This is a genomic window from Plantactinospora sp. B5E13 (assembly GCF_039871775.1).
Lineage (GTDB): Bacteria > Actinomycetota > Actinomycetes > Mycobacteriales > Micromonosporaceae > Plantactinospora.
In genome coordinates this window covers 1-24,089 of sequence record NZ_JBDPLT010000036.1, presented here as the reverse complement: position 1 = coordinate 24,089, position 24,089 = coordinate 1, and the positions used below count along the sequence as shown (strand labels likewise).

General features: G+C 71.8%; 28 protein-coding genes. 15 read left to right on the top strand and 13 right to left on the bottom strand.

Annotated features, from left to right (window positions below; all coding sequences use genetic code 11):
* Positions 1-2: 2 nt before the first annotated feature.
* The gene (locus ABGB05_RS26275) at positions 3-413 is read right to left on the bottom strand and encodes a PadR family transcriptional regulator (protein ID WP_347656375.1); all 411 of its coding nucleotides are present in this window, start codon (positions 411-413) and stop codon (positions 3-5) included.
* 163 nt (positions 414-576) lie between these two features.
* Between ABGB05_RS26275 and ABGB05_RS26270 the strand changes: the two genes are divergently transcribed.
* Positions 577-2,166 carry a DNA polymerase Y family protein gene (locus ABGB05_RS26270; protein WP_347656465.1) on the top strand — a complete coding sequence of 530 codons (1,590 nt, stop codon included), beginning with the start codon at positions 577-579 and terminating at the stop codon, positions 2,164-2,166.
* A gap of 101 nt (positions 2,167-2,267) precedes the next feature.
* On the top strand, positions 2,268-5,624 hold the full coding sequence (locus ABGB05_RS26265; protein ID WP_347656373.1) for an error-prone DNA polymerase: 3,357 nt from the start codon (positions 2,268-2,270) through the stop codon (positions 5,622-5,624).
* Positions 5,625-5,675: 51 nt separating this feature from the next.
* Here the strand turns inward: ABGB05_RS26265 and ABGB05_RS26260 are convergent, their stop codons facing one another.
* From ABGB05_RS26260 to ABGB05_RS26240, 5 genes are read right to left on the bottom strand one after another with little or no spacing between them, the layout of a single operon-like run.
* Positions 5,676-6,296 carry a hypothetical protein gene (locus ABGB05_RS26260; RefSeq protein ID WP_347656371.1) on the bottom strand — a complete coding sequence of 207 codons (621 nt, stop codon included), beginning with the start codon at positions 6,294-6,296 and terminating at the stop codon, positions 5,676-5,678.
* Complete coding sequence (locus ABGB05_RS26255) at positions 6,293-7,630, bottom strand: ABC transporter permease (RefSeq protein WP_347656463.1); 1,338 nt, start codon at positions 7,628-7,630, stop codon at positions 6,293-6,295. Before ABGB05_RS26255 ends, ABGB05_RS26260 begins: the two co-directional genes overlap by 4 nt.
* A 47-nt stretch (positions 7,631-7,677) precedes the next feature.
* Positions 7,678-8,454, bottom strand: coding sequence for an ATP-binding cassette domain-containing protein (locus ABGB05_RS26250; RefSeq protein WP_347656369.1), 777 nt, complete (start codon positions 8,452-8,454; stop codon positions 7,678-7,680).
* Complete coding sequence (locus tag ABGB05_RS26245) at positions 8,451-9,242, bottom strand: zf-HC2 domain-containing protein (RefSeq protein ID WP_347656368.1); 792 nt, start codon at positions 9,240-9,242, stop codon at positions 8,451-8,453. Before ABGB05_RS26245 ends, ABGB05_RS26250 begins: the two co-directional genes overlap by 4 nt.
* 5 nt (positions 9,243-9,247) lie before the next feature.
* Positions 9,248-9,808 carry a sigma-70 family RNA polymerase sigma factor gene (locus ABGB05_RS26240; RefSeq protein WP_347656366.1) on the bottom strand — a complete coding sequence of 187 codons (561 nt, stop codon included), beginning with the start codon at positions 9,806-9,808 and terminating at the stop codon, positions 9,248-9,250.
* Positions 9,809-9,967: 159 nt separating this feature from the next.
* Between ABGB05_RS26240 and ABGB05_RS26235 the strand changes: the two genes are divergently transcribed.
* From ABGB05_RS26235 to ABGB05_RS26220, 4 genes are all read left to right on the top strand, one after another.
* Complete coding sequence (locus tag ABGB05_RS26235; protein WP_347656461.1) at positions 9,968-10,723, top strand: methyltransferase domain-containing protein; 756 nt, start codon at positions 9,968-9,970, stop codon at positions 10,721-10,723.
* Positions 10,720-12,156, top strand: coding sequence for a nucleotide pyrophosphatase/phosphodiesterase family protein (locus tag ABGB05_RS26230; protein WP_347656364.1), 1,437 nt, complete (start codon positions 10,720-10,722; stop codon positions 12,154-12,156). The genes ABGB05_RS26235 and ABGB05_RS26230 overlap by 4 nt, the downstream gene beginning before the upstream one ends.
* A gap of 190 nt (positions 12,157-12,346) precedes the next feature.
* Positions 12,347-13,348 carry a serpin family protein gene (locus ABGB05_RS26225; protein WP_347656362.1) on the top strand — a complete coding sequence of 334 codons (1,002 nt, stop codon included), beginning with the start codon at positions 12,347-12,349 and terminating at the stop codon, positions 13,346-13,348.
* Positions 13,342-13,638 (top strand): serpin family protein, encoded by a 297-nt coding sequence (locus ABGB05_RS26220; protein WP_347656361.1) that lies wholly within the window; start codon positions 13,342-13,344, stop codon positions 13,636-13,638. Before ABGB05_RS26225 ends, ABGB05_RS26220 begins: the two co-directional genes overlap by 7 nt.
* Positions 13,639-13,719: 81 nt before the next feature.
* Here the strand turns inward: ABGB05_RS26220 and ABGB05_RS26215 are convergent, their stop codons facing one another.
* The 3 genes from ABGB05_RS26215 to ABGB05_RS26205 form a co-directional block, all read right to left on the bottom strand.
* Complete coding sequence (locus ABGB05_RS26215; protein WP_347656360.1) at positions 13,720-14,319, bottom strand: hypothetical protein; 600 nt, start codon at positions 14,317-14,319, stop codon at positions 13,720-13,722.
* 119 nt (positions 14,320-14,438) lie between these two features.
* Positions 14,439-14,744: a hypothetical protein gene (locus tag ABGB05_RS26210; protein ID WP_347656358.1), complete on the bottom strand. Its 306-nt coding sequence runs from the start codon at positions 14,742-14,744 to the stop codon at positions 14,439-14,441.
* Entirely contained in the window at positions 14,741-15,367 is a 627-nt protein-coding gene (locus tag ABGB05_RS26205) for a hypothetical protein (RefSeq protein ID WP_347656356.1), read from the bottom strand. Before ABGB05_RS26205 ends, ABGB05_RS26210 begins: the two co-directional genes overlap by 4 nt.
* Before the next feature lie 208 nt (positions 15,368-15,575).
* Between ABGB05_RS26205 and ABGB05_RS26200 the strand changes: the two genes are divergently transcribed.
* Together ABGB05_RS26200 and ABGB05_RS26195 are read left to right on the top strand one after the other, a co-directional pair.
* Positions 15,576-16,433: a helix-turn-helix transcriptional regulator gene (locus ABGB05_RS26200; RefSeq protein WP_347656354.1), complete on the top strand. Its 858-nt coding sequence runs from the start codon at positions 15,576-15,578 to the stop codon at positions 16,431-16,433.
* A gap of 13 nt (positions 16,434-16,446) precedes the next feature.
* Positions 16,447-16,662: a DUF397 domain-containing protein gene (locus tag ABGB05_RS26195; RefSeq protein WP_347656352.1), complete on the top strand. Its 216-nt coding sequence runs from the start codon at positions 16,447-16,449 to the stop codon at positions 16,660-16,662.
* On the opposite strand, the gene ABGB05_RS26190 is transcribed toward ABGB05_RS26195, so the two are convergent.
* Positions 16,648-16,914: a hypothetical protein gene (locus ABGB05_RS26190; protein ID WP_347656350.1), complete on the bottom strand. Its 267-nt coding sequence runs from the start codon at positions 16,912-16,914 to the stop codon at positions 16,648-16,650. The genes ABGB05_RS26195 and ABGB05_RS26190 overlap by 15 nt on opposite strands.
* A gap of 95 nt (positions 16,915-17,009) precedes the next feature.
* Here ABGB05_RS26190 and ABGB05_RS26185 point away from each other — a divergent pair, with 95 nt between their 5' ends.
* The gene (locus ABGB05_RS26185; protein ID WP_347656348.1) at positions 17,010-17,606 is read left to right on the top strand and encodes a hypothetical protein; all 597 of its coding nucleotides are present in this window, start codon (positions 17,010-17,012) and stop codon (positions 17,604-17,606) included.
* 24 nt (positions 17,607-17,630) lie between these two features.
* Here the strand turns inward: ABGB05_RS26185 and ABGB05_RS26180 are convergent, their stop codons facing one another.
* Complete coding sequence (locus ABGB05_RS26180) at positions 17,631-17,957, bottom strand: hypothetical protein (protein ID WP_347656346.1); 327 nt, start codon at positions 17,955-17,957, stop codon at positions 17,631-17,633.
* A gap of 56 nt (positions 17,958-18,013) precedes the next feature.
* Entirely contained in the window at positions 18,014-18,940 is a 927-nt protein-coding gene (locus ABGB05_RS26175; RefSeq protein WP_347656344.1) for a hypothetical protein, read from the bottom strand.
* A gap of 150 nt (positions 18,941-19,090) precedes the next feature.
* Here ABGB05_RS26175 and ABGB05_RS26170 point away from each other — a divergent pair, with 150 nt between their 5' ends.
* From ABGB05_RS26170 to ABGB05_RS26155, 4 genes are all read left to right on the top strand, one after another.
* Positions 19,091-19,216, top strand: coding sequence for a hypothetical protein (locus tag ABGB05_RS26170; protein WP_347656342.1), 126 nt, complete (start codon positions 19,091-19,093; stop codon positions 19,214-19,216).
* A gap of 116 nt (positions 19,217-19,332) precedes the next feature.
* Positions 19,333-19,647: a type VII secretion target gene (locus ABGB05_RS26165; RefSeq protein ID WP_347656340.1), complete on the top strand. Its 315-nt coding sequence runs from the start codon at positions 19,333-19,335 to the stop codon at positions 19,645-19,647.
* 4 nt (positions 19,648-19,651) lie between these two features.
* Entirely contained in the window at positions 19,652-20,920 is a 1,269-nt protein-coding gene (locus ABGB05_RS26160) for a hypothetical protein (protein ID WP_347656338.1), read from the top strand.
* The gene (locus ABGB05_RS26155) at positions 20,920-21,333 is read left to right on the top strand and encodes a hypothetical protein (protein ID WP_347656337.1); all 414 of its coding nucleotides are present in this window, start codon (positions 20,920-20,922) and stop codon (positions 21,331-21,333) included. Before ABGB05_RS26160 ends, ABGB05_RS26155 begins: the two co-directional genes overlap by 1 nt.
* A gap of 55 nt (positions 21,334-21,388) precedes the next feature.
* On the opposite strand, the gene ABGB05_RS26150 is transcribed toward ABGB05_RS26155, so the two are convergent.
* The gene (locus ABGB05_RS26150) at positions 21,389-21,889 is read right to left on the bottom strand and encodes a MarR family winged helix-turn-helix transcriptional regulator (protein WP_347656335.1); all 501 of its coding nucleotides are present in this window, start codon (positions 21,887-21,889) and stop codon (positions 21,389-21,391) included.
* Between the two features lie 68 nt (positions 21,890-21,957).
* Between ABGB05_RS26150 and ABGB05_RS26145 the strand changes: the two genes are divergently transcribed.
* On the top strand, positions 21,958-23,154 hold the full coding sequence (locus ABGB05_RS26145) for an amidohydrolase family protein (RefSeq protein ID WP_347656333.1): 1,197 nt from the start codon (positions 21,958-21,960) through the stop codon (positions 23,152-23,154).
* A gap of 278 nt (positions 23,155-23,432) precedes the next feature.
* A complete protein-coding gene (locus ABGB05_RS26140; RefSeq protein ID WP_347656331.1) occupies positions 23,433-23,900 on the top strand; it encodes a heme-degrading domain-containing protein in 468 nt (155 codons plus the stop codon).
* The last annotated feature ends 189 nt before the right edge of the window (positions 23,901-24,089 follow it).

Genomic DNA, 24,089 nt, shown 5'->3' with positions numbered 1-24,089 from the left:
CTTCACACCCTGTCCAGCGCGTCCAACAGGCTGCGCATGCCGTCGACCAGCCCGGTCCACTCGGCGCGCAGCATGGCGAGGTGGGCCTGGCCGGCCGGCGTGATGTCGTAGTACTTCCGGGGTCGGGTCCGACCCTCGACCTCCCACGTGGCCGTGATCTGACCGGCGTCCTCGAGCCGGTGCAGCAGCGGGTAGAGCGTGCCCTCCTTGACCTCCAGCACCCCGGTGCCGGTCTGCTCGAGCAGCTTGAGCAGCTCGTAGCCGTACCGGCGGCTGGAGGTCAGCACGGAGAGGACGGCGAGTTCGGCGGTGCCGCGGGCCAGTTCGCGACGCAGCCGGGCGAGGGCGGTCGGCCCGGTGGTGTCCCCGGTGTCGTCCGGTTGGTCGGCGGAAATCCCCGCTCGTCTCGCCACCCTAGCATCGTACGACCAGATACCTTGCGCGACAAGGTATCTGGTCACCACGGGAATCGACGGGTCCGGAACCCGAGACGACGTGAGTCGAACACGTGTTCTAGGATCGGCGGTATAGCTGCTGGTCAGGGAGGTGTGGGTGAGTCAGGCACCGGTGCGCACCATGCTGCTCTGGTGCCCGGACTGGCCGGTGGTCGCGGCCGACATCGTCGACGGGATCTCCGCTGCCACCCCGGTCGCGGTGCTGCACGCCAACCGGGTCGTCGCCTGCTCCGAGGCGGCCCGGGCCGACGGCGTACGCCGGGGGCTGCGCAAACGCGAGGCACAGAGCCGCTGCCCCCGGCTGACCGTGCTGGACCACGACCCCGGACGGGACGCGCGCGCCTTCGAGCCGGTGGTCGCCGCCGTCGAGGAGGTCGTCGCCGGGGTCGAGCTGATCCGGCCCGGCGTCTGCGCGGTCGCCGCCCGCGGTCCGACCCGCTACTTCGGTGGCGAGGAGCAGGCCGCCGAACGGATCGTCGAACACGTCGCCCAGAGCTGTGCGGTGGAGAGCCAGCTCGGCATCGCCGACGGGGTCTTCGCCGCCGGGCTGGCGGCCCGCTCCGGCCGGATCGTCCCACCCGGCGACACCCCCGGATTCCTCGCCGGGCAGCCGGTCGAGGCGCTGGGCCGGCCGACCCTGGTCGACCTGCTGCGCCGACTCGGACTGCGTACCCTCGGTGACTTCGCGGCGTTGCCGGCCGGGGACGTACTGGCCCGGTTCGGCTTCGACGGGGCGCTGGCCCACCGGCTGGCCGGCGGCCGGGACCACCGGGCGCTCGCGGTTCGGCGCCCGCCACCCGACCTGGCGGTGACCGAGACGTACGACGACGACCCGCTCGACCGGGTCGACGCCGCCGCGTTCGCCGCCCGGGCCCTCGCCGAGCGGCTGCACGACAGACTCGCCGGACACGGCCTGGCCTGCACCCGGCTCGGCATCGAGGCGGTCACCGCACACGGCCAGGAACTGCACCGGGTCTGGCGGCACGACGGGCTGCTGACCGCGTCGGCGATCGCCGACCGGGTCCGCTGGCAGCTCGACGGCTGGCTCTCCGGGACCAGCCGGCGTCCCGGCGCCGCCCGCCCCGGCCCGGCCCGGCCGACCGCCGGCATCATCCGGCTGCGGCTGGTCCCCGACGGGGTGCTTGCCCACCTCGGCCTGCAACCGGGCCTCTGGGGCGAGACCGGGGAGGAACGCGAGCGGGCACACCGGGCACTGAACCGGGTGCAGGGTCTGCTCGGCCCCGAGGCGGTGGGCACCGTGGTGCTCGGCGGCGGTCGCTCCCCGGCCGAACAGACCCGGTTCGTGCCGTGGGGCGACGAACGGGTCCCCGCCCGGCCGGCGGCCCCGCCCTGGCCGGGGCGGCTGCCGGCGCCGGCGCCCGCCGTCGTCCTGCCCGAGCCGATGCCGGCGACCGTGCTCGACGCCACCGGCGAACCGGTCCGGGTGACCGCCCGGCTCGAGGTCAGCGCCCCGCCGGCCCAGCTGGAGATCGGTATCCCGGCCGCCGGTCCGCGGACCGGCGGTGCGGCCACCGCCGGCCGGGCCGGCGAGATCGTCGGCTGGGCCGGCCCGTGGCCGGTCGACGAACGCTGGTGGGCCCCGGCCGAGGCCAGCCGGCGGGCCCGGTTCCAGGTCAGCCTCGCCGACGGTACGGCGCTGCTGCTCGCCCTCGCCGGTGGCCGCTGGTGGGTGGAGGCGATCTATGACTAGTCAGCGCGGCCGGGGGAGCCGATGAGCGAGCGTCAGCGAGCGATGTGGCGGTTCAGTGCGGTGGAGCCTCGTCGGGTCGCCGAGCGCAGCGAGGCGGGCCGATGAGCTTCCACAACCCGGACATGCCCTGGTCGGAGCTGGAACGGGCGCTCTCCGGCCGACCCGCCGGACGCGGCGGACACCTGCGGGTGGTCGACCCGCTCGCGGTCGACGCCGACGGCGGCGACTCGCCGGCCTGGACCCGGCGGCGACCCGGGTACGTCCCACCGGAGCCCACCGCACCGGTCGAGGGCGCGGTGCCGTACGCCGAACTGCACGCGCACACCAACTTCAGCTTCCTCGACGGGGCCAGCCACCCGGAGGAACTGGCCGAGGAGGCGACCCGGCTCGGGCTGACCGCGCTGGCGGTGACCGACCACGACGGCTTCTACGGTGTGGTCCGGTTCGCCGAGGCGGCCCGGGCACTGCGGCTGCCCACCATCTTCGGCGCCGAACTCTCCCTCGGGCTGCCCGGACCGCAGAACGGGGAACCGGACCCGCTCGGCCGCCACCTGCTCGTCCTCGCCCACGGCCCCGAGGGGTACGCCCGACTCGGCCGGACCATCGCCCGGGCCCAACTGCGCGGCGGGGAGAAGGGCCGACCGGTCTACGGGGAACTGGAGGAGATCGCCGGGGAACTGCGCGACCACGTACTCGTGCTCACCGGATGCCGGAAGGGTCACGTACCGGCGGCGCTGCTCACCGAGAGGGTCGAGGCGGCGGCCCGCGAGTTGGACCGGCTCACCGCGCTGTTCGGCGCGGAGACGGTGGCGGTGGAGCTGACCGACCACGGCGACCCGCACGACGGCGACCGCAACGACGCCCTCGCCGAACTCGCCGCCGTGGCCGGGCTACCGACCGTGGCGACCAACAACGTGCACTACGCCACCCCGGCCCGCCGCCGGCTGGCCACCGCGCTCGCCGCGGTCCGCGCCCGGCGCAGCCTGGACGAGATCGACGGCTGGCTGCCCGCCGCCGGCACCGCGCACCTGCGCAGCGGGGCCGAGATGGCGGCCCGGTTCGCCGCCTACCCCGGGGCGGTGGCCCGGGCCGCCGAGTTCGGCGCCGAGCTGGCCTTCGACCTCAACCTGGTCGCCCCCCGGCTGCCCGACTACCCGGTGCCGCCCGGACACACCGAGATGAGTTGGCTGCGCAAGCTGACCATGGACGGCGCCCTGGAACGGTACGGGCCGCCCGAGGCACACCCGGACGCGTACCGGCAGCTCGAACACGAGCTGAACATGATCGAGACGCTCGGCTTCCCCGGCTACTTCCTGGTGGTCTACGACCTCGTCAGGTTCTGCCGGGACAGCGACATCTACTGCCAGGGCCGGGGCTCGGCGGCGAACTCGGCGGTCTGTTACGCGCTGCGGATCACCAACGTGGACGCCGTCCGGCACCATCTGCTCTTCGAACGGTTCCTCGCCCCGGAACGGGACGGGCCGCCGGACATCGACGTCGACATCGAGTCCGACCGCCGGGAGGAGGTGATCCAGCACGTCTACGCCAGGTACGGCCGGGAGCACACCGCCCAGGTCGCCAACGTCATCTCGTACCGGCCCCGGTCGGCGGTGCGGGACGTCGCCAAGGCGTTCGGCTTCTCGCCCGGGCAGCAGGACGCCTGGAGCAAACAGATCGACCGCTGGGGCCCGGTCGCGACGGTTGACGTCCAGGACATCCCGGAGCACGTCGTCGCGTACGCCAACGAACTGCAGACCTTCCCCCGACACCTGGGCATCCACTCCGGCGGGATGGTGATCTGTGACCGGCCGGTGATCGAGGTCTGCCCGGTGGAGTGGGGGCGGATGCCGGGCCGCACCGTCCTGCAGTGGGACAAGGACGACTGCGCCAGCGTCGGACTGGTCAAGTTCGACCTGCTCGGCCTCGGCATGCTGTCGGCGCTGCACTACGCGTACGACATGATCGGCTCCTCCCTCGACCTGGGCGAGATGTCGCTGGACGACCCCGAGGTCTACGAGATGCTCTGCCGGGCCGACTCGGTCGGGGTGTTCCAGGTGGAGAGCCGGGCCCAGATGGCGACCCTGCCCCGACTCAAACCCCGGGAGTTCTACGACCTGGTGGTCGAGGTGGCGCTGATCCGACCCGGCCCGATCCAGGGCGGCTCGGTGCACCCGTACATCCGGCGCCGCAACGGGCAGGAGCCGGTGACGTACCCACATCCGCTGATGCGCAACGCCCTGGAGAAGACCCTCGGGGTGCCGCTGTTCCAGGAACAGCTGATGCAGCTCGCGATCGACCTGGCCGGCTTCGACGCCGGTGGCGCCGACGAGCTGCGCCGGGCGATGGGCTCGAAACGCTCCGCCGAGCGGATGGCCGCGATCCGGGACCGGCTCTACGCCGGGATGGCCGAACGCGGCATCGTCGGCGAGGTCGCCGACGACGTCTACCTCAAGCTCTCCGCCTTCGCCAGCTACGGCTTCCCGGAGAGTCACGCGATGAGCTTCGCCTACCTGGTGTACGCCAGCTCCTGGCTGAAGCGCTACCACCCGGCGGCGTTCCTGGCCGCCCTGCTGGGCGCCCAGCCGATGGGGTTCTACTCACCGCAGACCCTGGTCGACGACGCCCGCCGGCACGGTGTCGAGGTACGCCGTCCGGACGTCAACGCCAGCGACGCCAGGGCCAAGCTGGAATCCACCCCGCAGACCCGGTGGGGCAGCGCGCCGGGTGAACCACCACACCGGTGGGGGCTGGGCGGGCCGGCCGTCCGGCTCGGACTGTCCGGGGTGCGTACCCTCGGCGACGACATCGCGGAGAAGATCGAGGCCGAGCGGACCGCGCACGGGCCGTACCGGGACATGCCGGACCTGGCCCGCCGGGTCGGACTGACCGCCGCCCAGCTGGAGGCGCTCGCCACCGCGGACGCGTTCGCCTGCTTCGGGCTCTCCCGGCGGGCGGCGCTCTGGGCGGCCGGCGCGGCGGCCCAGGCCCGACCGGACCGGCTGCCCGGCACCGTCGCCGGGGCGCAGGCGCCGACCCTACCCGGGATGGACGCCGTCGACCGGCTGGTCGCCGACGTCTGGGCGACCGGACTCTCCCCGGAGAGCCATCCGGCCCGGTTCGTCCGGGACCAGCTCGACGCGGTCGGCGCGGTGCCGATCGCGAAACTGGGCCAGGTGGAACCCGGCCGCAGGATCCGGGTCGGCGGCATCGTCACCCACCGGCAGCGGCCGGCGACCGCCGGCGGGGTCACCTTCCTCAACCTCGAGGACGAGACCGGCATGCTCAACGTCGCCTGCTCACCCGGCCTCTGGCAGCGCTACCGCACGGTCGCCCGCAACAGCGCCGCCCTGGTGGTGCGCGGCCGTCTTGAGAGGTACGACGGGGTGACCAACCTGACCGCCGACCGGCTCGACCCGATCACCCCGCCGGTCAGCCCGGCCTCCCGCGACTTCCGGTAAGCCCTGTGGCACCGGTTCTTGTGTGTGGAACCCTGTCCCGACAGCCGTAGGTCACCGGGCCTTTCCCGGGGCGGCGCGGTTGCCCCGACACAGGTATCCGACGGTGCCGACGACAAAGAGCCCGACCGCGACCAGCCACGAGACCTCCACGGTGGAGGGCTGCACCGGCCAGGCCCACACTCCGGCGGCGCCGCCGACCTGCCGGGGTGTGGCGGCGTAGACGGCGCAGACGTACCCGAACGCGACAACCCAGGCCAGCCGGGCGCCGAGCAGCACCGCGGCCCCGGCGACCAGGCCGGCACAGCCGAGGGTGTTGCGCACCAGGGCGTACGCGCCGAAGACCTCGGGCCTACGCAGCCCGCCCAGCACCAGCGTCCCGCCGATCAGGGTGGCGCCGAGCAGGACGTGTCCGAGCCGCCACCGGGGCCAGGGCAGTGGGGTGCCGCGTTCCAGTTCCTCGTCGGCCCCGCCCAGGGTCGGGGCGAGCAGCGTCGCGCCGAGCAGCGGGGCGAGCGCGACGACCGGGATCCGGGCGGCCGGGCCGTCGAAGTACGGGCGACTGGCCAGCCAGTTCCCGCCGAGCCAGGCCAGTACCGCGACGACCCCGACCCCGACCAGGAACGTCGGAGCGCCCCGGGCCCGCAGGTGCAGCCGGAGCAGTCGACCGGTCACCACAGCTCCTCGCCGAGCCCGATCAGGCGCGGCACGTCGCAACGGCTGGCGGCGGCCAGGTACGCCCCGAACCAGACCCGCTGCCGGTCCACCGGAAGCGCGTGGAGTCGGGCCAGCGACCTGGCCTGAATGTCATCGGGAAGCGGAACGGCGCCCTCGGGCGGTGCTTCCGAGCCGAACAGCCAGTCGTCCGCCACACTCGTCGTGCGATAGATCCGCTGGTCGGGGTCGCCCCGTTGGTAGTCACAGCGCGGGTAGACGAGTTGGGAGAACTGGCTGCGGAGCCAGTCGGGTCTGGCCAGGCCGGTCCCGAACGCCGTCGGCTGGCCATCCAGGCTCAGCCAGAGCGTCCCGTCGCGTAGCCAGCGCGGGCTGTCGGCCGGGTCGACCACCCGGCCGGGCGCGGCGTCGGCCCGTTGGGTGAACTCGTCGGCGGCCCGGGTCGGCGCGCCGGGGATCCCGGTCAGCCGGAGCAGCACCGGCTGGGCGATCGGCGCCACCTCGTCGAGGAGGAACGCGTTCATCCTGGCCACGCAGACCTCCGGCCCGGTGGTGGTGCAGACCGGCTCGGCCGCACCCGGCTCGGCCGGAAGCCGATGGCGCCCCGGACCGGTGCCGAGCGGCACCGCCACCGCGACCGCGAGTACGCCGCAGACCAGCGCCGCCATCCGCATCCGGGCGGCGAGGGCGAGCAGTGTCCCGGTCAGCGCCACGAACCAGCCCGCCTGCAGCAGGTGGAGGCCCTCCGGCAGACGCAGCCCGGCGAGAAGGTTGTCGTGCAGCGGGGAGAGCCAGTTCCACCCGGAGCCTTCCAGGTAGCCGGGGATGGCGAGCCCGACATAGGTGAACAGCCCGGCGATCGGGGCGGCCACCCGCAGCGGCACCGTCCGCCCGATCAGCACCCCGAACGCGGTGGCAGCCCAGAGCCCGAGGAGGCCGACGACAATCGTCCACCACCAGCCGCCACCGGCGTACGTGGCGACCCGGCCGACCAGCACCGCCGCCCCGGCGAACGCGAGCAGCAGCCCGGCGGTGCCGGCGAGCGAGACCGCCAGCCAGGCCACCACCAGCGGCTGCCACGCGGGCCGGGGTGTCGAGTCGAGCATCTCGGCCATCCGGCGGCGTCGTTCCCGACCGGCCTGCCAGGCACCGGCGGCGACCATCAGCGCGCAGAGGACCAGCATCGACACCCGCAGGTAGCTGGCGAGCCCGCTCCACCGGCCGCCCCAGTCCTCCGGATGCGCGGCCAACATCCAGACGCCGGCACCGAACATCACCAGGGCGGTCGCCGGCGCCGTACCCCGGCGAAGCTCGACCCGCAGCGGACCGGTCACCGCCAGCCGAGCGGGCCGTCCGTCCGTGGTCAAGTCGTCCGGGCCGCTCACGGGCGTTCCGCCCGGGCGCCACGCAGCACCGCCGTGTAGCCGCGTTCGATCGGCGAGTCACCGCTGCCACCGTCGACACCGGCCGCGACCAGCTCCTCGGTCGTACCGGTGAAGGCGAGCCGGCCGCCGTCGAGCAGACTCACCCGGCTGCAGGCGGTGCCGACGTCCTCGACAAGGTGGGTGCTGACCAGTACGCACGCGTCGACCCCCAGTTCCCGTAGCAGGGCCCGGAACTCGACCCGCTGCTCCGGGTCGAGGCCGGCGGTCGGTTCGTCGAGCAGCAGCAGTCGCGGGTCGTTCACGATCGCCTGGGCGATCCCGGCCCGGCGCAGCATGCCGCCGGAGAGGTGCTTCATCCGGTCGTCGGCCCGGTCCAGCAGCCCGACCCGGTCCAGCGCCCGGTCGACCGCGAGCGGCACCTCGGCCCGGGGCAGCTCCCGCAACCAGGCGAAGTACTCGACGAACTCCCGCACGGTGAACCGGGGGTAGAAGCCGAAGTCCTGCGGCAGGTAGCCCAACCGGCGGCGGATCCGCCGCAGCGCCGCCCGGTCGGTGACGTCCCCGTCGAGCAGCCGGACCCGGCCCCGCTCGGGGCGGGCGACGGTGGCCAGCACCCGGATCAGGGTGGTCTTGCCGGCGCCGTTCGGCCCGAGCAGTCCGTGCACGCCAGGGGTCAGCGCCAGGTCCAGTCCGTCGAGGACAACCCGACGGCCGTACCCGACCCGCAGCCCGCTGACGTTGACCGTGAGCCCGATGTCTGTTCCGACCGTCATCCCGTCACCTCTCCACTCATCCGATTCCGGGTCAGCCGGGGCCCGGTCACCATCAGCGCCACGGCCACCGCCGCCGCGGTCAGCCACCCCGGCACGGCCGCCGGGGCGACCAGCCGGTCACCGCCGACCGGTGCCAGCACCAGCAGCGCCCAGCCGACGGCCACCCCGATCCCGGCCCGGTACGGCTCGACCACCGCGCCGAGCCCGAGGGTCAGTACGGTCAACGTCAGGCAGGGCAGCAGCCACAACCCGGGTACGCCGATCCCGGAGACCGCCCCGGCGGCCAGGCTCACCGGTACGGCGACCGCCAGCACCGACAGGGTCCGCCACAGCACGATCCGCAGCCCGGCGTACGGCGTACTGGCGACGAGGTCGTGCAGCGGGTCGGTGTGCCGGCCGTACGACGACGCGACGCCGAGCACCGGCAGCACCGGTGCGGCCAGCAGCAGCACCCAGGGTTTCATCGGCAGGATGTCGGTGGCGACCGCCGCGACCAGGGCGAGGGTGACCGCGACCGAACCGACCCAACCGGCCCGGGCCGCCGGCCCGGCGCCGAGCAGCACGGCACTGCGCCGCCATCGGGTCCCCGGCCGGGCCCGTCCCTGCACCGGGAGCCGGTCCCGCAGCGCGGCACCGACCTCGTCGACGAGGTGGACGGTCGCCTCGTCCAGCGGCAGCCGCCCCCGGCAGGCCGGGCAGCGGTCCAGGTGCGCCTCGACCGACCAGGCGTCGACGTCGGCGAGCCGCTCCTCGGCGTACGCGCGGAGCACCACGTCGGCCAGGTGCATGCCCCTCACGACAGGGCCGCCCGCAGTTCGCGCCGGGCCCGCATCGCCCGGGTCTTGACCGTGCCCTCCGGCACCCCGAGCAGGACGGCGGTCTCCCGGACGGTCAACCCGTCGAGGACCGTTGCCTGCAGCACCGCCCGCAGTTCGGGGGAGAGCCGACGCAGCGCCTGGGCCAGCTCCCCGTCGTACGTCCTGCGCATGGCCTCCTCCTCCGCGGACGGTGACCGGACGAGTTCCGCCCACGGCGACCGGCCCTCGTCGAGTTCGTCGGTGCCGGCGGCGGTCTTCGGCCGGGCCAGTGCGCGCCGGCTGGCGTCGATCAGACGCCGGGCGGCGATGGTCCAGACCCAGCCGACGACCTCACCACTTCCCCGGTAGCCGTCCGCCGCCCGCCAGACCGCGAGGAACGTCTCCTGGAGCAGGTCGGCGACGAGTTCCGGGTCCCGGCACCGGCGGCGCAGCCGCAGGGTCAGCCAGGGCGCGTGCCGGGCGTAGAAGACCTCGAACGCCCGTCGGTCGCCGGAGCCGACGCGGCGCAACAGCTCCTCGTCGCCGAGTTCCATCACGTGACGGTAGGACGCAGCCGGCGCCGGAACGGTTCTCCGCCCGCCCCCGGCGCGTCCGGGTGAGCCCGCCAGACCGTGTCCCCTGACGGTCGGCGATCCGGGTTGTGCCGGGTGGCTTAGGCTCCTCGGGTGGAGCGAACAGAGAACCGGTCGGGTGACCTGACGACCGGTCGCCCGCTCTCGGGCGGCGGACCGCAGGCCACCCCTCGTACCGCCCTGGTCTGGGCGGTGCTGCGCCGCGAACTTGACCAGCAGGCCGACGGCCGCCAGCTCAGTGTGCTCGACGTCGGCGGCGGCACCGGCGGGTTCGCGGTGCCGCTGGCGGAGGCGGGCCACCGGGTGACGGTGGTCGACGCCAGTCCGGACGCGCTCGCCGCGTTGACCCGACGCGCCGCCGAGGCCGGGGTCGCGGACCGGATCTCGGCCGTGCAGGGCGACGGGGACGCGCTCGCCGACCTGGTCGAGCCGGCCAGCGTCGACCTGGTGCTGTGCCACGCCGTACTGGAGGTGGTCGACGACCCGGCCCGGGTGGTTGCGGCGATCGCCACCGCGCTGCGCCCGGGCGGCGCGGCCAGCCTGCTGGTCGCCAGCCGGGCCGCCGCCGTGCTCAGCCGGGTGACCAACGGGCACCTCGACGTCGCCGCCGCGCTGCTCGCCGACCCGGACGGCCGCTCCGGACCGCGGGACACCCTGCGCCGACGGTACGACGCGGAGAGCGCCGCCGCGCTGCTGCGGGACGCCCGGCTCACCGTGGAGCAGACCCACGGGGTACGGGTCTTCGCCGACCTCGTCCCAGCGGTGGCCGCCGAGACCGACCCGCAGACCCTGCTCGACCTGGAGTTGGCCGCCGCCGCGCGACCCCCGTACCGGGACGTTGCCGCCCAACTGCACCTGTTCGCCCGCCGGCCGGCATGACCGGGCCGCTCGGCGGCGCGGATCCGTTCGCGCGGGTCCACCCGCACTACCACGGTGGCAGCCTGGCCGACGTGCTGCCGAGCGCGCTGGCGGTGCTCGGCGGCACGTCCGGTGCCGGCCGGGCGGCCCGGTTCACCGACCCGCTGGGGCTGACCGGCCCGCTGACCGGGGTACGCCGGATCGCGGTCCTGCTGCTCGACGGGCTCGGCTGGTACCAGCTTCCGGTCGCCGCACCGTACGCGCCGACCCTGGTCGACCTGGCGCACCGGTACGGCCGGCCGCTGACCTCGGGTTTCCCCTCCACCACCCCGACCAGTCTGGTGACCCTGGGTACCGGCGCGACCCCCGGCGCCCACGGGGTCCTGGGGTTCCGGGTGAACGTGCCGGGAACCGACCGGGTGCTGACCCACATCGACTGGCCGAAGGCGCCGGTGGCCGGGCCCGGGTTCCCCGGCGGTGGTCCGGCGTCCCCGGTCGGCGGGCACCGTCCGGGGGCGACCTGGCCGCCGACGGGCGCGCCGGAGCCAACCGGTGCGCCGGAGCTGACCGGTGTCGAGGTGCCGGCCGGTGTCGAGGTGCCCACGGGCGCGGAGGAGCCGACGGGCGCCGAGGTGCTGACGGGGGCCGAGGAGCAGCCGAGGTTGGCGGCGGCCGGGGAGGACGAGCCTGACCCGCGTCGGTGGCAGCCGCTGCCGACCCGGTTCGAGCAGGCCGGGGCGGCCGGTGTCACCACCACCGTGGTGAGCCGTCCGGAACTGGCCCGGACCGGACTGAGCCTGGCGGCGTACCGGGCGGAGGCGCACCGGGGCGCGGCCGACGCCGACGCGCTGGCCACCGAGATGCTCGCCGCGCTGACCGACGGGGACGGCCCGACCCTGGTCTACGGCTACCACCCGGACGTGGACCGGTACGGGCACCGGCACGGGATCGACTCGCCGCAGTGGCGGGACGCGGTCGCGGTGGTGGACCGGCTGCTGGCCCGGTTGGTCGACGGGTTGCCGGCGGACGCCGCCCTGCTGGTCACCGCCGACCACGGGCAGTTGGACATCCCGGCGCAGGGGCGGCTCGACCTGGACACCGATCCGCGGTTGCGGGCCGGGACCCGGGTGATCGCCGGGGAGGCCCGGGTGCGGTACCTGCACACCGAGCCGGGCGCGCGCGACGACGTACGGGCCACCTGGTCGGAGCTGCTCGGGCCGGACGCCTGGGTGGTGACCCGGGAGGAGGCGGTCGAGGCCGGCTGGTTCGGGCCGGTGCCGGAGGCACACCTGCCCCGGATCGGTGACCTGGTCGCCACCTGCCTGGGCACGAATGTGGTGGTCGCCTCGGTGGAGAACCCGATCGAGGCGGGACTCGTCGCCTACCACGGCTCCTGCACCGCCACCGAGATGACGATTCCGCTACTGACGGTTCGTTCGCCGCACCGCCGCTGACCACCGCCGGGCCGGCCCGCGTCGGCTGGGCGGCCCCGGCCCGCCGTCCCGGCCCGCCGTCCCGGCGATGCCGCCTCCGGATGCCGGACTCCTCGCGAGCCGGGTCCGCGGATCCCAAAATATCGTCAGCCTTCAATGTAAATGCTCCCCGGACCTGGCGGTGCCGGTAGGACTGCTCTACCGTCTGGACATGGTTTCGCGTCGATCCGTCCTGCGGGCGGTGCCGCTCGCAGCTGCCGCCCTCGCCGCCGTCCCAACTGCTCCCCGCCGGCTCGGCCGGGCCTCCATCTCGACCGATCCGGTACGCGTACCTCCCGACCCGGCCACCATGCAGGCCGCCGCGACCGCCGTACGCGGTTTCACCGCCGACCTCTACCGCGAACTGGCGTCGACCCGGGTGGGCGGCAACGTGGTGTGCGCCCCGTACTCGGTCGGGCTCGCGCTCGCGATGACCAGGGCCGGTGCCGGCTCGACCACGGCGGACGAGATGGATGCCGTGCTGCACGCGCCGGACCCGCGACCCGGCACGCTCGACAGCGGGTTGAACACCGTCGACCAGCTGCTCGCCGACCGCTACCAGGACGGCGACGGCACCAAGCAGCCCCGACTGACCACGGCCAACGCCCTGTGGACCCGGCTCGACCTGGAGCTGCGAGCCGGGTTCCGGGACACCGTGGCCGGCTACTACGGTGCCGCGCCCCACCCGGTCGACTTCCGCGGTGCGCCGGACGCGGCTCGTCAGGAGATCAACACCTGGGTCTCCGACCGGACCAACACGAAGATCCCGGAGCTGCTGCCGTCCGGCGTGGTGGGCTCCGACACCAGTCTGATCCTGACCAACACGACGTACCTGATGGCAGCCTGGTTGTACCCGTTCATCGCGGCGGCCACGACGGCGCAACCGTTCACCCGCGACGACGGCACGATCGTCGACGTTCCGGTGATGAGCGGACCGTTCGACCCGATGGGCTACCTCGAGGGAGACGGGTGGCGCGCGGTCGACGTCCCGTACGCGGGCGGCGGGTTGGCCATGGCCATCGTCATGCCGACCCGTGACGATCTCGCCGCCGTCGAGGCGAATCTCGACGTGACGTGGCTGGGCTCGCTTTTGACCGGGTTCCGGTCCACCAGCGTCCAACTGCGCCTGCCCCGGTGGACGTTCCGGCTACCCGCCGAGCTGGGGGCGTGCTGAGCAGCCTCGGCATGCCCACCGCGTTCACGTCGCAGGCCGACTTCACCGCCATGAGCACCGATCCGTCCCTGTGCATCGACGACGTGGTGCACGAGACGTTCATCGCGGTGGACGAGAAGGGTACCGAGGCGGCAGCCGCGTCGGCCGTCATAGTCCGGCCGCCGTCGATTCCGCAGGGGCCGCAGTTCTTCGTCAACCGGCCGTTCCTGTACGTCATCCACGACCGGTTCACCGGCGTACCGCTCTTCCTCGGCAGGGTCCACAACCCGCTGGTCACCGGCCCAGCCTGACCCGACCGTGCCTGTCCCGGCTCCCGCACCGCCGCCTGGGTGCTGGGGTGGGCGGTATGGCCTCCGCCGGGCGGTCGCCGGTCACAGCGTCGCGGGCGGCGAACAGAAGAGATGCTGTGGCCCGTTCAGCGGATACCTCCCGCAACCGTCGTCGGCCGGCTTCGGCGCGGCGGCCTCGCTCTGCGGCACGACGCCGAGACAGAAGACCACTTCCCGCACCGGCTCCGGGAGCTTGACCTCGCTCACATAGGGCCGGTCGCCTGCCAGCGGCAGCGGAACCGCGAACTCCTCGGTGAATCCCTCGCCGGGTGGGATCACCACGCCTTCGATGGTGCCGACCGCGTCGGCGTTCACGTTGGGCGGGATGGCGAAGGTGCGCTTGGCGACCTCGACCGTGCCGTCCTGCCGAGCGGTCACGTAGACGTCGTCGGCATGCGAGGCGGCGTCCCTCTCCACCCCGACGTAGCCGACGATCGGCTCCGCACCCTGGTTGCGCAGTGTGTAACGGATGTTCAATGCCTCGCCCCGAGGGGTGACCGTCGCGTCGAAGTTCACCTCCGGCCTGGCGCCGGTCGGGGTCCACTCCGGCTCGAAATCCACGTAGGCATCCGCACCGCAACCAGCCAGTGTGACAACGCCCAGCGCTGCCGCACCGCCGGCGAGAAGCAACTTCTTGATCACGAGTACGACGTCCTTCTCGGCCAGTCCATCTCGTCCCGGAAAGCATCCTCGGTGCAACTGTAGGGGTGGTCACACACCGACTGCGTCGGGTAGCGGCCGGCCTGCACACTCCGCCCGGGTCACGTGCGACCACGACCGGGGTACGGGCGGGTGGGTGCGGCGGTCTGGACCGGGTTGGGTGCGGCGGTCTGGACCGGGTTGGGTGCGGCGGTCTGGACCGGGTTGGGTGCGGCGGTCTGGACCGGGTTCGGCGGGGTGGGCTCGGCGGTGGTGCCGGCGACGCCGCCCCAGCGGTCCCGGCAGGCGTAGGAGAGGCTGGCGTGGATCCAGTTGCCGTCGTTGTCGCGCAGCACCGCCAGCCGGCAGTGCCGGCACGAACTGACCCGGGGGTATGGCGGCACCGAGGCGGCTCCGGTCGGGCTCACCGACGCTCTCCCTGGTTGCGGTCAGCGCCGTCGTCTCTCCGGTTGCCGTCAGTCCTGTCTTCCGCCCGGTCGCCGGTCGGTTCGTTCCCGTCCCAGCAGAGGCCGCCGGCGGTGCTCTCCCGGTGACAGCCGGAGTGGCCGGTGGCGCGGACGCAGGTGACGCCGACGGGTCCGGGCCGGCCGCAGCTCACCGGCTCCAGGTGGTTCCACTGGTCAGCCCGGGAGAGCAGCGCCGGGCTGACGCTCAGCTCGGGCCGGAGCGCCACCAGGGCTTCGGCGTACGCGGCGGCCTTGCCCCGGGCGACCCGCAAACTGCTCGCCGGGAAGGTCAGGTGCAGGGTGTAACGCCGCCGGATGTCGCCCGCGTCGACCGAGCGGAGCCCGAGCCCGGAGTCGTCACCGGTCTGGATCGTGCCGGCTTGCTCCGCTGTCGTGGCTACGTGGCCGGGCGGCGGGATGAGCGCGTGGGCGAGCGCCGACCGGACCGCCTCCGAGACGTCCGCCCGGTCCAACGCCGCGAACAGCTCGGCGTACGGCTCGGACGGCGCACTCCGGTCGGTCGACGCGGGTCGCTGCCGTTCCCGACGTGACCGGTCAAAGTGCGGCGAGCTGTTGTTCGTCACGCGTACCTCCAGGCCATCCAAGGGGCCGACAGTCCACAGCAGATGTTGATCGTGATGAGTGTTGATGGTGCTACGCAGAGCATGGAGGACGGGAGTCGATTTTGCAACGTCGCAAGTCAAGATTCAGTAGAACAAGCTAAGTGTTGTACGTTGACTCGCCGATGCGCTCCGGCAAGAATCGACGAATCTGGTTGAAGGGAGCAAGGCGTTGGCGCAGATTCCCAGCCCCACCATCAGGGCTCGACGGCTACGACGCGAGTTGCGGCGAATCCGCGACCGAGCCGGGCTGATTGCCGAGGATGTCGCGGCGGGCCTCGGTTGGCACCGGACCAAGGTGATCCGGATCGAGCTTGGCCACTCGCGCGTGACGCTGAACGATGTCCAGAACCTGCTGACCCTCTACAAGGCCACGGACGAGGAGCAGGAGTCGCTGACCGCGCTGGCGCGGCAGGCCAGGCAGAAGGGCTGGTGGAACGCCTACGGCGACGTCCTGCCCGACGACTACGTCGGCTTCGAGGCAGAGGCCGAGTCGATCAGCACCTTCCAGAGCCTCTACATACCCGGGCTGCTGCAGACCGAGGAGTACGCCCGCGCGATCATCCGTGCCGGCCGCTCCACGGCCGACCCCGACGAGATCGACCGGCGGGTCGCCGCACGGACCGCGCGAAAGGCGTTGCTGTCCCGGGATACGCCGCCGAACCTCTGGATCGTGCTTGACGAGGCTGCGCTCCGGCGCGTCGTCGGTGGCCCGGATGTGATGCGGGCGCAGGTCGCTCGCCTGATCGAGGCGTGCGCCCGACCCACGATCGAGATCCAGATCCTGCCGTTTGCCGCCGGAGCGCACGCCGCGATGGGCGGTCCCTTCACCATCCTCGACTACGCCGAACCGACGCTCGACCCCACCATCGTCTACGTCGACAACGACGCCACCACCGCACTGCTCGAAGAGGAGGAGCAAGTGACGCGGCATAGACTCATCTTCGACCACCTGCGGGCCAAGGCACTCGACCCGGACAAGGCCGGTGACTTCCTGGCCCGGGTGGCGAAGGAGTACCCCAGCCAGTAGTCGAAGGAGCCCGATGACCGCCACCGACCTGGATCGCGCCGTCTGGCGGAAGAGCAGCCGCAGCAGCGCCAGCGGTTCTGACTGCGTCGAGGTTGCCGAGATGGCTCAAGCGGTCGGCGTACGGGACTCGAAGGATCCGGCTGGGCCGGTGCTCCGCTTCTCCCCGTACGCCTGGGCCAGCTTCACCGGCGGCCTTCGCAACCAGGGATCGGCGTCACGCTGCTCCTGAGCGATCCTTCTGCGTACGGGCTGATTTTTGCAGGTAACGGAGCAGGGCAAGCACGATCAGTGTGAGCAGGGCACCGAGCAAACAGGCGCCCGCGTACGGATAGGTGACGGCCAGGACCGCGACGGCGATGAGGCCCATGTAGATCGCCAGGCCGGCGAGGGGTGGCAGTATGGCCCGCCAGCCGTTCGGCCGTCGGGTCGACTCTTTGCCGGTCTCTGCCGGTCGGCGTGGATCGATCAGGAACATGGCCACCCCCGTTGATGAGGGTAGATGTTTCGCGGTTGTCTGTGGGCCCCTGAGCTCGCGTCCGTAGGGCGTCCGTAGGTTCGATGTGTCATGGTCAGGGCATGCCCTTCGAGGACGAGACAGCCCGCTTCGACTGGTCTCGCATCCCGACCTACCTCGGCTACGCCGAAATGTTGCCCGGCGCTGTGCGAGCCCTGATCACGGCTCCGGACAGCGCCGAGGCCGACCGGCTCGGCACCTGGATCGAGCGCGTTCTCCTGTCGGTGGCGGGCCCCTGCGAGGGCTGTGCGCCGGTTGCCACCGTCCTGGTCGTGGCACTGCCCGAGATGACACCGGCTGGCCGCAGTGTGGCCTTGGACCTCTTGACGCTGCTCGGCGCCGCCGAGATCACCGGACCTCCGCACGAGCAGATTGGACGGGTCGACGTTGCGGAGATCCGGCAGGCGGTCGCGGCCGGCTTCCACCATTACGTCTCGGTGCTCCAGACCGAAGCCTCCTCGGACAACGACGTCCACACCTGCGTCGGCCTTGTGGAGATCGCGGCATTCCACGATCCCAGCCTTGCGGCAGCCGCGATCAGGGCCCTCGGAGCGGTCCGGACCGGCGGCCGTTCCTCGGGCCTGGCTGCTCTGATCGACAGCACAGTCGCCGATCTGACCGAGCTTTCCCACACTCCCCAGGGGCGGCGCGCATCCTGACATCAACACGAGTCGTCCTGGGTTTCACGGCAGGCTCATGCGGCGTTCGGCTATCCACCGTCGATGAATCTCGACGGGGCGGTTGTGACCGCATTCGATGCTGTTGCCGGCGCTGTCGGTGACTGTGGCGTAGAAGTCACCATGCTCCACCCACACCGCCATCTGCTCGATGCCGTCGGCCCGGTAGGCCTCGTCCGCCCAGCTGACGACGGAGAACGCCGACTCGTCGCCGTGATAGTCGGTCGCGATGTGGAACGTCTCGTCCGGCCGAAGCCATCGGTCTTCGCCGAGCGGCTCCAGCCACAGCAGGAGCCGACCGGCATGGTCGTTCCGGACGCTCACCATCGCCATGGCCGCACGGTAGCGGTCCGGTGCTCAAGCCGTGTCAGAGCGCAGGATTCGCGACTTCACGCCTCGACCCGCAGCCAGGTGTCACCGGTACGAAGCCACAGGTGGCCGTCGCGTCCCTGGCCACACCACAGCACGACGCGGCCGGGCACCTGAGTGTTGTGTCGATCCGTCACGGCCCAGGAACCGTCGACGAGTTCGGCGCGGAACACCTCCGTCGACCGTTCGTTGTGGTTCCGCCGCGTGAGGATCGCACGGTTGCCGCGTACCGCCAGTCCGTCCGGAGACGGTACGGGACTGAGCCAGCTGACCACCTCGCCGGTCAGGGGATTGATGCGGCTCAGAAAAGTGTCGCTGTTCCGGTTGCCGGCGTACCAGGCCAACCAGACGTAGTGACCTTCGGTGGCTGCGGCGCAACCGGCCAATGGCCAGTCAGGCAGTCGACCGTCAGGTGTCCAGACAACCTGCCCCTGATCGCTCCAGCCGGCCAGCCCTGCCGCTGACTGCGGATGGCTTCCATAGATGCCCTCGTCGCCGTAGGCCGTCCAGATCGAGCCAGCATGGTCGGTCAGCAGAACGTCGATGTGATCGCCGATGCAGAAGCTGGTCAACCGCTCACCTTCGACCGAGTACACCGAGGCATTCGGTCTCCAGGCTCCCGCGTCATCCCGCCCTGTGCGACCTCCTGCAAGCAGGAGCCGGGCATCCGGAAGGAGAGCGACGTGGCGTGGTAGCTCCGGGATGGCCTCGACGGCCCGGTGCTGCAGCGATCCGTCAGGGTGCCGGATCACGAACACGCCGTCGAAGGGAAGCCGGGGAAGCCAGCCCGGCCAGCCTCGGACATAGCTGATCTTCGTCAGTCGACGTCGGTCGACGAACAGGACGCCGAGCTCTCCTGACGGGCCGACGGTCCACCACAGCGGCCGCCGTTCCTGGGACAAGCCCGTCGCGGACGGCTCCCACACCACCTGCATGTCCACAACCACTCGGGCTGTTCTCCTCGGTACAGATCGGTACCACGCCGCCGAAGAACGCAGTGTATGAACCCATTCCGGTACGACAACCTTCGGTGCGCTGGCCGGGAAGAGGTCCCGTACCGGTGGAGGTGTCGCTGGCCGCCGATACCGTGCGGCGGCATGGGACAACGTGGTTTTCTGCTCGCGCTCCACGACGCCTGCGCCGAGCGGGTGCTGGCGGCCGACCAGGACGACCAGCGGGCGACGGCCGCCGGTCACGCCACGGTCTTCGTCATCGACCAGTAACCCGCAGCCGGACAGGTCCTGTCACACCAGAGTGCGGCGTGGTTGCCCGTCGACTCCGGTTGCGGTGGACGGTTACCGTCTCCCTTGATCATTTGCTGGAGCCGGGGGTGGGTGCCGTGACAGATGTGAGGCCCGAGTCGTTGGACGGGAGCGCGAACACCCTGCTGGAGTTGGCCGGCCTACTCCAGGCTGGGCGGCCGGAGCCCAGCCTCGCCGGCCGGGTCGCGACGCCGGCGGCGCACCCGGAGGTGGCCGACAAGACGAAAGCCTTCGCCGAGTTCGCGCAGGACCAGTACCAGGACGTGGTGGCGCTGCTGACGGCGTTGTCGACCAAGCTGAAGGTCGCCGCCGACGGCTACACCAGGGTCGACGCGGCGGCACAGCAGAAGCTGGACTCCTTCCTCACCAACTCCACATACCGGCCGGCGTGACGCCATGACATACCGGGACGAGGTCAGGTACATCGAGCAGATGCAGCCGCGGCTGGTCGACATCGCGGCCGAGGACTTCAAACGGGTGGTACGCCTGATCGACTCGGCCGTGCCCACCCTGGAGCAGGTCCGGGGCACGACCGAGTGGACCGGCCAGGGCAAGGACCTGTTGGACCGCCGCCTCAAGGAGGCCGACCTGCTCCTGGAGGCGCTCCGCAACGGCTACGACAAGGCCGGCGGGGCACTCGACGACTACGTGACCGCACAGACCGAGGCCAAGCGGCTGGTCGCCGAGGGCGTACGGGTCGAGGGCGCCCTGGGTAACCTGATCCGGCACATCGAGGATCCCGGCCCCGAGCCGATGAAAACGTGGAACGACGTGCGTGGTACGCAGGGATTCTTCGACTGGATCGGCGAGATCGGCACCGGTGACGACGTCGAGAAGATTCGCGCCGAGGCCGACCGTCTGTTCGACGAGGCGAGCGACTACTACCAGCGGGCGAAACGGACCGAGACCGAGGCCCGCGCCGAGATCGTGCCCGCGCTCGGGTCGGCCCGGGCCAATCTGCCCGACTTCCTGGCCGACAGTAGCCATGCCCGGGCCGTCATCGACGGTGTGCCGGCGTTGCAGCAGGAGATCTACCAGGCGGCCAGGGACCCCAACGCCCGCCGGCCCGGCGAGACCATCCTGGGCGAATACCAGGTCGCCGAGGACACCGGAAAGGAGATGTTCCCGGGAGCGCCACTGAACTGGTTCGTGGACGAGCGTGAGGTCACCGCGTCCGAGGCGGCGATCCTGCGGGAGTTGCAGGACCGGCACGGTGCCCTGGGACTGAAGAAGTTCCAGGAGATCCACGACGAGGCGTTCACGGTGGCGGACGCACGGTTTGTCTCCCCGGACCAGAACGACGACCACAACGACGCCTTCCGGCACGCCTACTGGAACGCGCGGCTGACCCAGGAGTTCGGCGAGGACTGGACGAAGCGCTTCACGACGGCGCACGAGTCCCTCCCGGGTAACCCGGCCGCCCGTGAGGCCATGGACCTGTACAACAACGAGGTCGGACGTTCGGTCGCGGTGGCGAACCCGGACGCCTCGCCCCAGGAACTGGCGGACAAGGTGCAGGAAGCCGTCCGGCAGGGACGTACGGTGGTCATCGGCGGTGACGGCCAGTTGGACTACAGCGACCAGATCACCACCGAGGACACGGGCAAGCCCGAGAACAGAACCCTGCCGGGCCATCCCCAGCCAGGGAAGCAGACCGATTCGTGATGCGCAGAAGGACGATGCTGGCGGCCCTGCTGGTGCTGCCCGTCGTGGCAGCGTGTGAGAAGGAGAGCCAGCCGATGACCCCGCAGTCCGACAGGGACCTCGACGCCAAGCTCGCCGAACTGCGGGACAGCGGCGGTTCGGCACCCCTGCGCACCCTCACCTCGTTCGACTGGGACGCCGTCTACTGCTACTACGAGGGCGCACGCGCCGACGACGTCAACAACGAGGTGGGGGAGACGGTCCTCAGGGCCGGCAGCCGGCTGATGGTGACCGGTGCCCTGGCCGTGTTCACCAGCGGTGGCACGGTGACCAGGGTGCTGGTCGTCCCCGAGCTTGTCTTCACGCCCGGCCGGCAGCCCGCCGGCACCGGTGTGCTGGTCGAGAAGGGCATGAGCCTCGTCAACCCGGGTTAGCGAACTGGCTGTCAGTCTCCGACCCGGTGCCCGTGGCCGTGTCCTCCGACCCGCTCTACGCGGCCGTGTCGCCGAGCGCGACCAGTACGTCCCGAAGGGCGTCGACGGCGGCGCGGGTGGTCTGCGGTGCCACGTCGCGTAGTGCGGCGGCCTGTGCAGTGCTGGCGGCGCGTACCGCCTCCTCGGCCATCCTGACTCCGCTGGCCGAGAGTCGTACCCATGAGCTGCGGGCGTCGGCCGGATCGGGGTCGCGTTCGATCAGGTCCGCGGCGGCGAGGCGACGTAGCACGTTGCTGGTGCCACCGGAGGTCAGTACGAGGCGTTGGGTCAGCACCGACGGGCGCAGCCGGTAGGGCTCTCCGGACGCCCGGAGCACGGCGAGGATGTCGTACTCCGCCTTGGTCAGGCCCAGCCGCGTCAACGTCGCCTCGACGGGGGCGTTGAGCAGGGCGGCCAGTCGTGCCGCGCGTTTGCTCAGCTCCAGTTCGATGCCGGCCACGCCGGGCAGTTCCCTGCCCCACGCGTCGGCGATCTCGTCAACGGTGTCCCTGGCCACCAGCACATCCTACTTGCGTTCAAAAAGCTTTCCTTATAGCTTTTGTAAAAGCTTTCGGGGGAGGAAGAATGAACCTGTTGATCAGGGGTGGCCATCTGGTGTCGGGTGACCGCGCCGACATCCTCATCGACGATGGCGAGATCATCGCCGTCGGCTCCGTACCGGTCGCGGAGACGGTCGAGGTGATCGACGCCGACGGGCTCGTGGTCGTGCCCGGCTTCGTCGACGGGCACCGCCACGTCTGGCAGGCGCCGCTGCGCGGAATCGGCCCGGACATGACCCTGCCCGCGTACCTGACCGTAGTGCTCGGCCGGGCCCTGAGCAGCTATGGACCCCAGCAGGCGTACGACGCCACACTGCTCGGTGCGGCCGAGGCCCTCAACGCCGGCATCACCACCGTCTTCGACTGGAACAACGCGACCCGCACCCCGGGGCACACCGACGCGGTGCTGGACGCCTACACCAGGGCCGGCATCCGCGCCGTCGTGGCGCACGGCAACCCGGACGACGAGCGGGACGTACGACGGGTGGCGGCCCTGCGTGGCCGGGTCACCGCCGGGCTCGCGATCCTCGGCACCGACTACGGTCCCTGGGACGAGGCCGTACGCCAGATAGAACTCGCTCGGCAGCTCGGCCTCGTCGTCTCCATGCACGCCAGCGGTGGACACCACTCGCCGCTGCGTCGCATGAACGAGGCCGGCCTGCTCGGCCCGCACCTCCAACTCGTCCACGTCAACAACATGACCGACGACGACGCGAAGCTGCTGGCCGACAACGGCGTCGGTGTCATCGTGACCCCGATCGTCGAGGCAACCATGGGCCACGGCGCATCCTGCTTCAGCCGGTTCGCGGACGCGGGCGGCCGGGCCGGCCTCGGTACCGACGTTGTCGTCAACGCCCCGGCCGACCTGTTCGAACCGATGCGCGACACGCTCCGATCACATCGGGCCCACACCGGCACCATGTATCCGGCTGGCAGCATCCTCGCCGCCGCCACCGTCGACAGCGCATCCGCCATCGGCCTCGGCGACGTCGTCGGGACGATCGCCGTAGGCAGACGAGCGGATCTTGTCCTGCTCGACGGCCTGACGCACCTGCTCGGGACCGGAGAACTCGCCGGGGCGGTCGTCACCGCGCTTGGCCCCGCCGACGTCCACACGGTTGTGGTGGACGGGCGCGTCGTCAAACGCGACGGGCACCTTGTCGGACTCGATCTGGCCCAGCTGCGGCGCTCGACCGCCGAACTCGCCCGCCAGGCGAGGTAGCTCGGGCTGTGGAGGGTCGTGACCGGGGTGAGGCGGCCGGCCTCGGCATGGGCGCGAGTACGTCGAGGTGTTGCCGGCTGGGCACTGCATCGAGGGTGACGATGCGGTGTCGTACGAAGGGTGCCAGCAGTCCCTACGTGCCGTCCAGGAGGCGCGCGGGCACCACACACGCCGAACTCCGGTCTCGGCGAGCTTCGTGCCGCTCTGGCACCCCTGCTGCCCGTCGGCGCCCGCTCTGCTTCAATCGTTACGACGATCAAGAAGGAAGTGGGTACTCCGTGACGCCAGAACTCCAGGAGCAGGAAGAACGCCTCCAGTTCGACCGCTTCGACCACGACGACGCCTGGGAACTGGGAAACCTGCTCGTCCGGCTGGCCCGGGAACGCGGCCTCGCGGTCACCGTCGATATCCGCCTCGGCGACCATCAGCTCTTCCACTGCGCGCTTGCCGGCACCACGGCCGACAACGACGACTGGATCGAGCGCAAGATCCGGGTCGTCCGACGGTTCGGGCACAGCTCCTACCTTGTCGGCCAGAGCTTCCGGGACCGTGGTACCACCTTCGAGGAGCAGACCCCGCACCTCGACCCGGCCCGCTACGCCGCGCACGGCGGCTGTTTCCCGATCATTCTCCGGGGCACCGGCCCGGTCGGCACCGTCACCGTCTCGGGCCTGCCCCAACTCGACGACCACCGCCTTGTCGTCGAGGCCCTCGACCTCTTCCTGAGCGCCCGGGCCGCCGCATAGCGCGAACCCGCGCGGCCCGGTCACACCAGAGGCCGCTAGTGTCGCGTAATTGAGATTTTTTGCGTGGCTTGGTGTTACTTCGTGGTGATTGACTCTGGCTCGTGGGGTTGACGCAGCAGCAGCGGGCTGAACTGTCCAGTCTGGTCGGTGACCGGCGGGTGGACGCGGTGGTGGCGGGGCGGGCGCGGA

Excerpts from the sequence above, each read along its gene's own strand:
- ABGB05_RS26170 (WP_347656342.1), top strand. The coding sequence starts at position 19,091 with ATGGGACAACGTGGTTTTCTGCTCGCGCTCCACGACGCCTGCGCCGAG.
- ABGB05_RS26180 (WP_347656346.1), bottom strand. The coding sequence starts at position 17,957 with ATGGCGATGGTGAGCGTCCGGAACGACCATGCCGGTCGGCTCCTGCTG.
- ABGB05_RS26155 (WP_347656337.1), top strand. The coding sequence starts at position 20,920 with ATGCGCAGAAGGACGATGCTGGCGGCCCTGCTGGTGCTGCCCGTCGTG.
- ABGB05_RS26145 (WP_347656333.1), top strand. The coding sequence starts at position 21,958 with ATGAACCTGTTGATCAGGGGTGGCCATCTGGTGTCGGGTGACCGCGCC.
- ABGB05_RS26245 (WP_347656368.1), bottom strand. The coding sequence starts at position 9,242 with ATGCACCTGGCCGACGTGGTGCTCCGCGCGTACGCCGAGGAGCGGCTC.
- ABGB05_RS26265 (WP_347656373.1), top strand. The coding sequence starts at position 2,268 with ATGAGCTTCCACAACCCGGACATGCCCTGGTCGGAGCTGGAACGGGCG.
- ABGB05_RS26160 (WP_347656338.1), top strand. The coding sequence starts at position 19,652 with ATGACATACCGGGACGAGGTCAGGTACATCGAGCAGATGCAGCCGCGG.
- ABGB05_RS26250 (WP_347656369.1), bottom strand. The coding sequence starts at position 8,454 with ATGACGGTCGGAACAGACATCGGGCTCACGGTCAACGTCAGCGGGCTG.
- ABGB05_RS26270 (WP_347656465.1), top strand. The coding sequence starts at position 577 with ATGCTGCTCTGGTGCCCGGACTGGCCGGTGGTCGCGGCCGACATCGTC.
- ABGB05_RS26185 (WP_347656348.1), top strand. The coding sequence starts at position 17,010 with ATGCCCTTCGAGGACGAGACAGCCCGCTTCGACTGGTCTCGCATCCCG.
- ABGB05_RS26195 (WP_347656352.1), top strand. The coding sequence starts at position 16,447 with ATGACCGCCACCGACCTGGATCGCGCCGTCTGGCGGAAGAGCAGCCGC.
- ABGB05_RS26225 (WP_347656362.1), top strand. The coding sequence starts at position 12,347 with ATGGTTTCGCGTCGATCCGTCCTGCGGGCGGTGCCGCTCGCAGCTGCC.
- ABGB05_RS26230 (WP_347656364.1), top strand. The coding sequence starts at position 10,720 with ATGACCGGGCCGCTCGGCGGCGCGGATCCGTTCGCGCGGGTCCACCCG.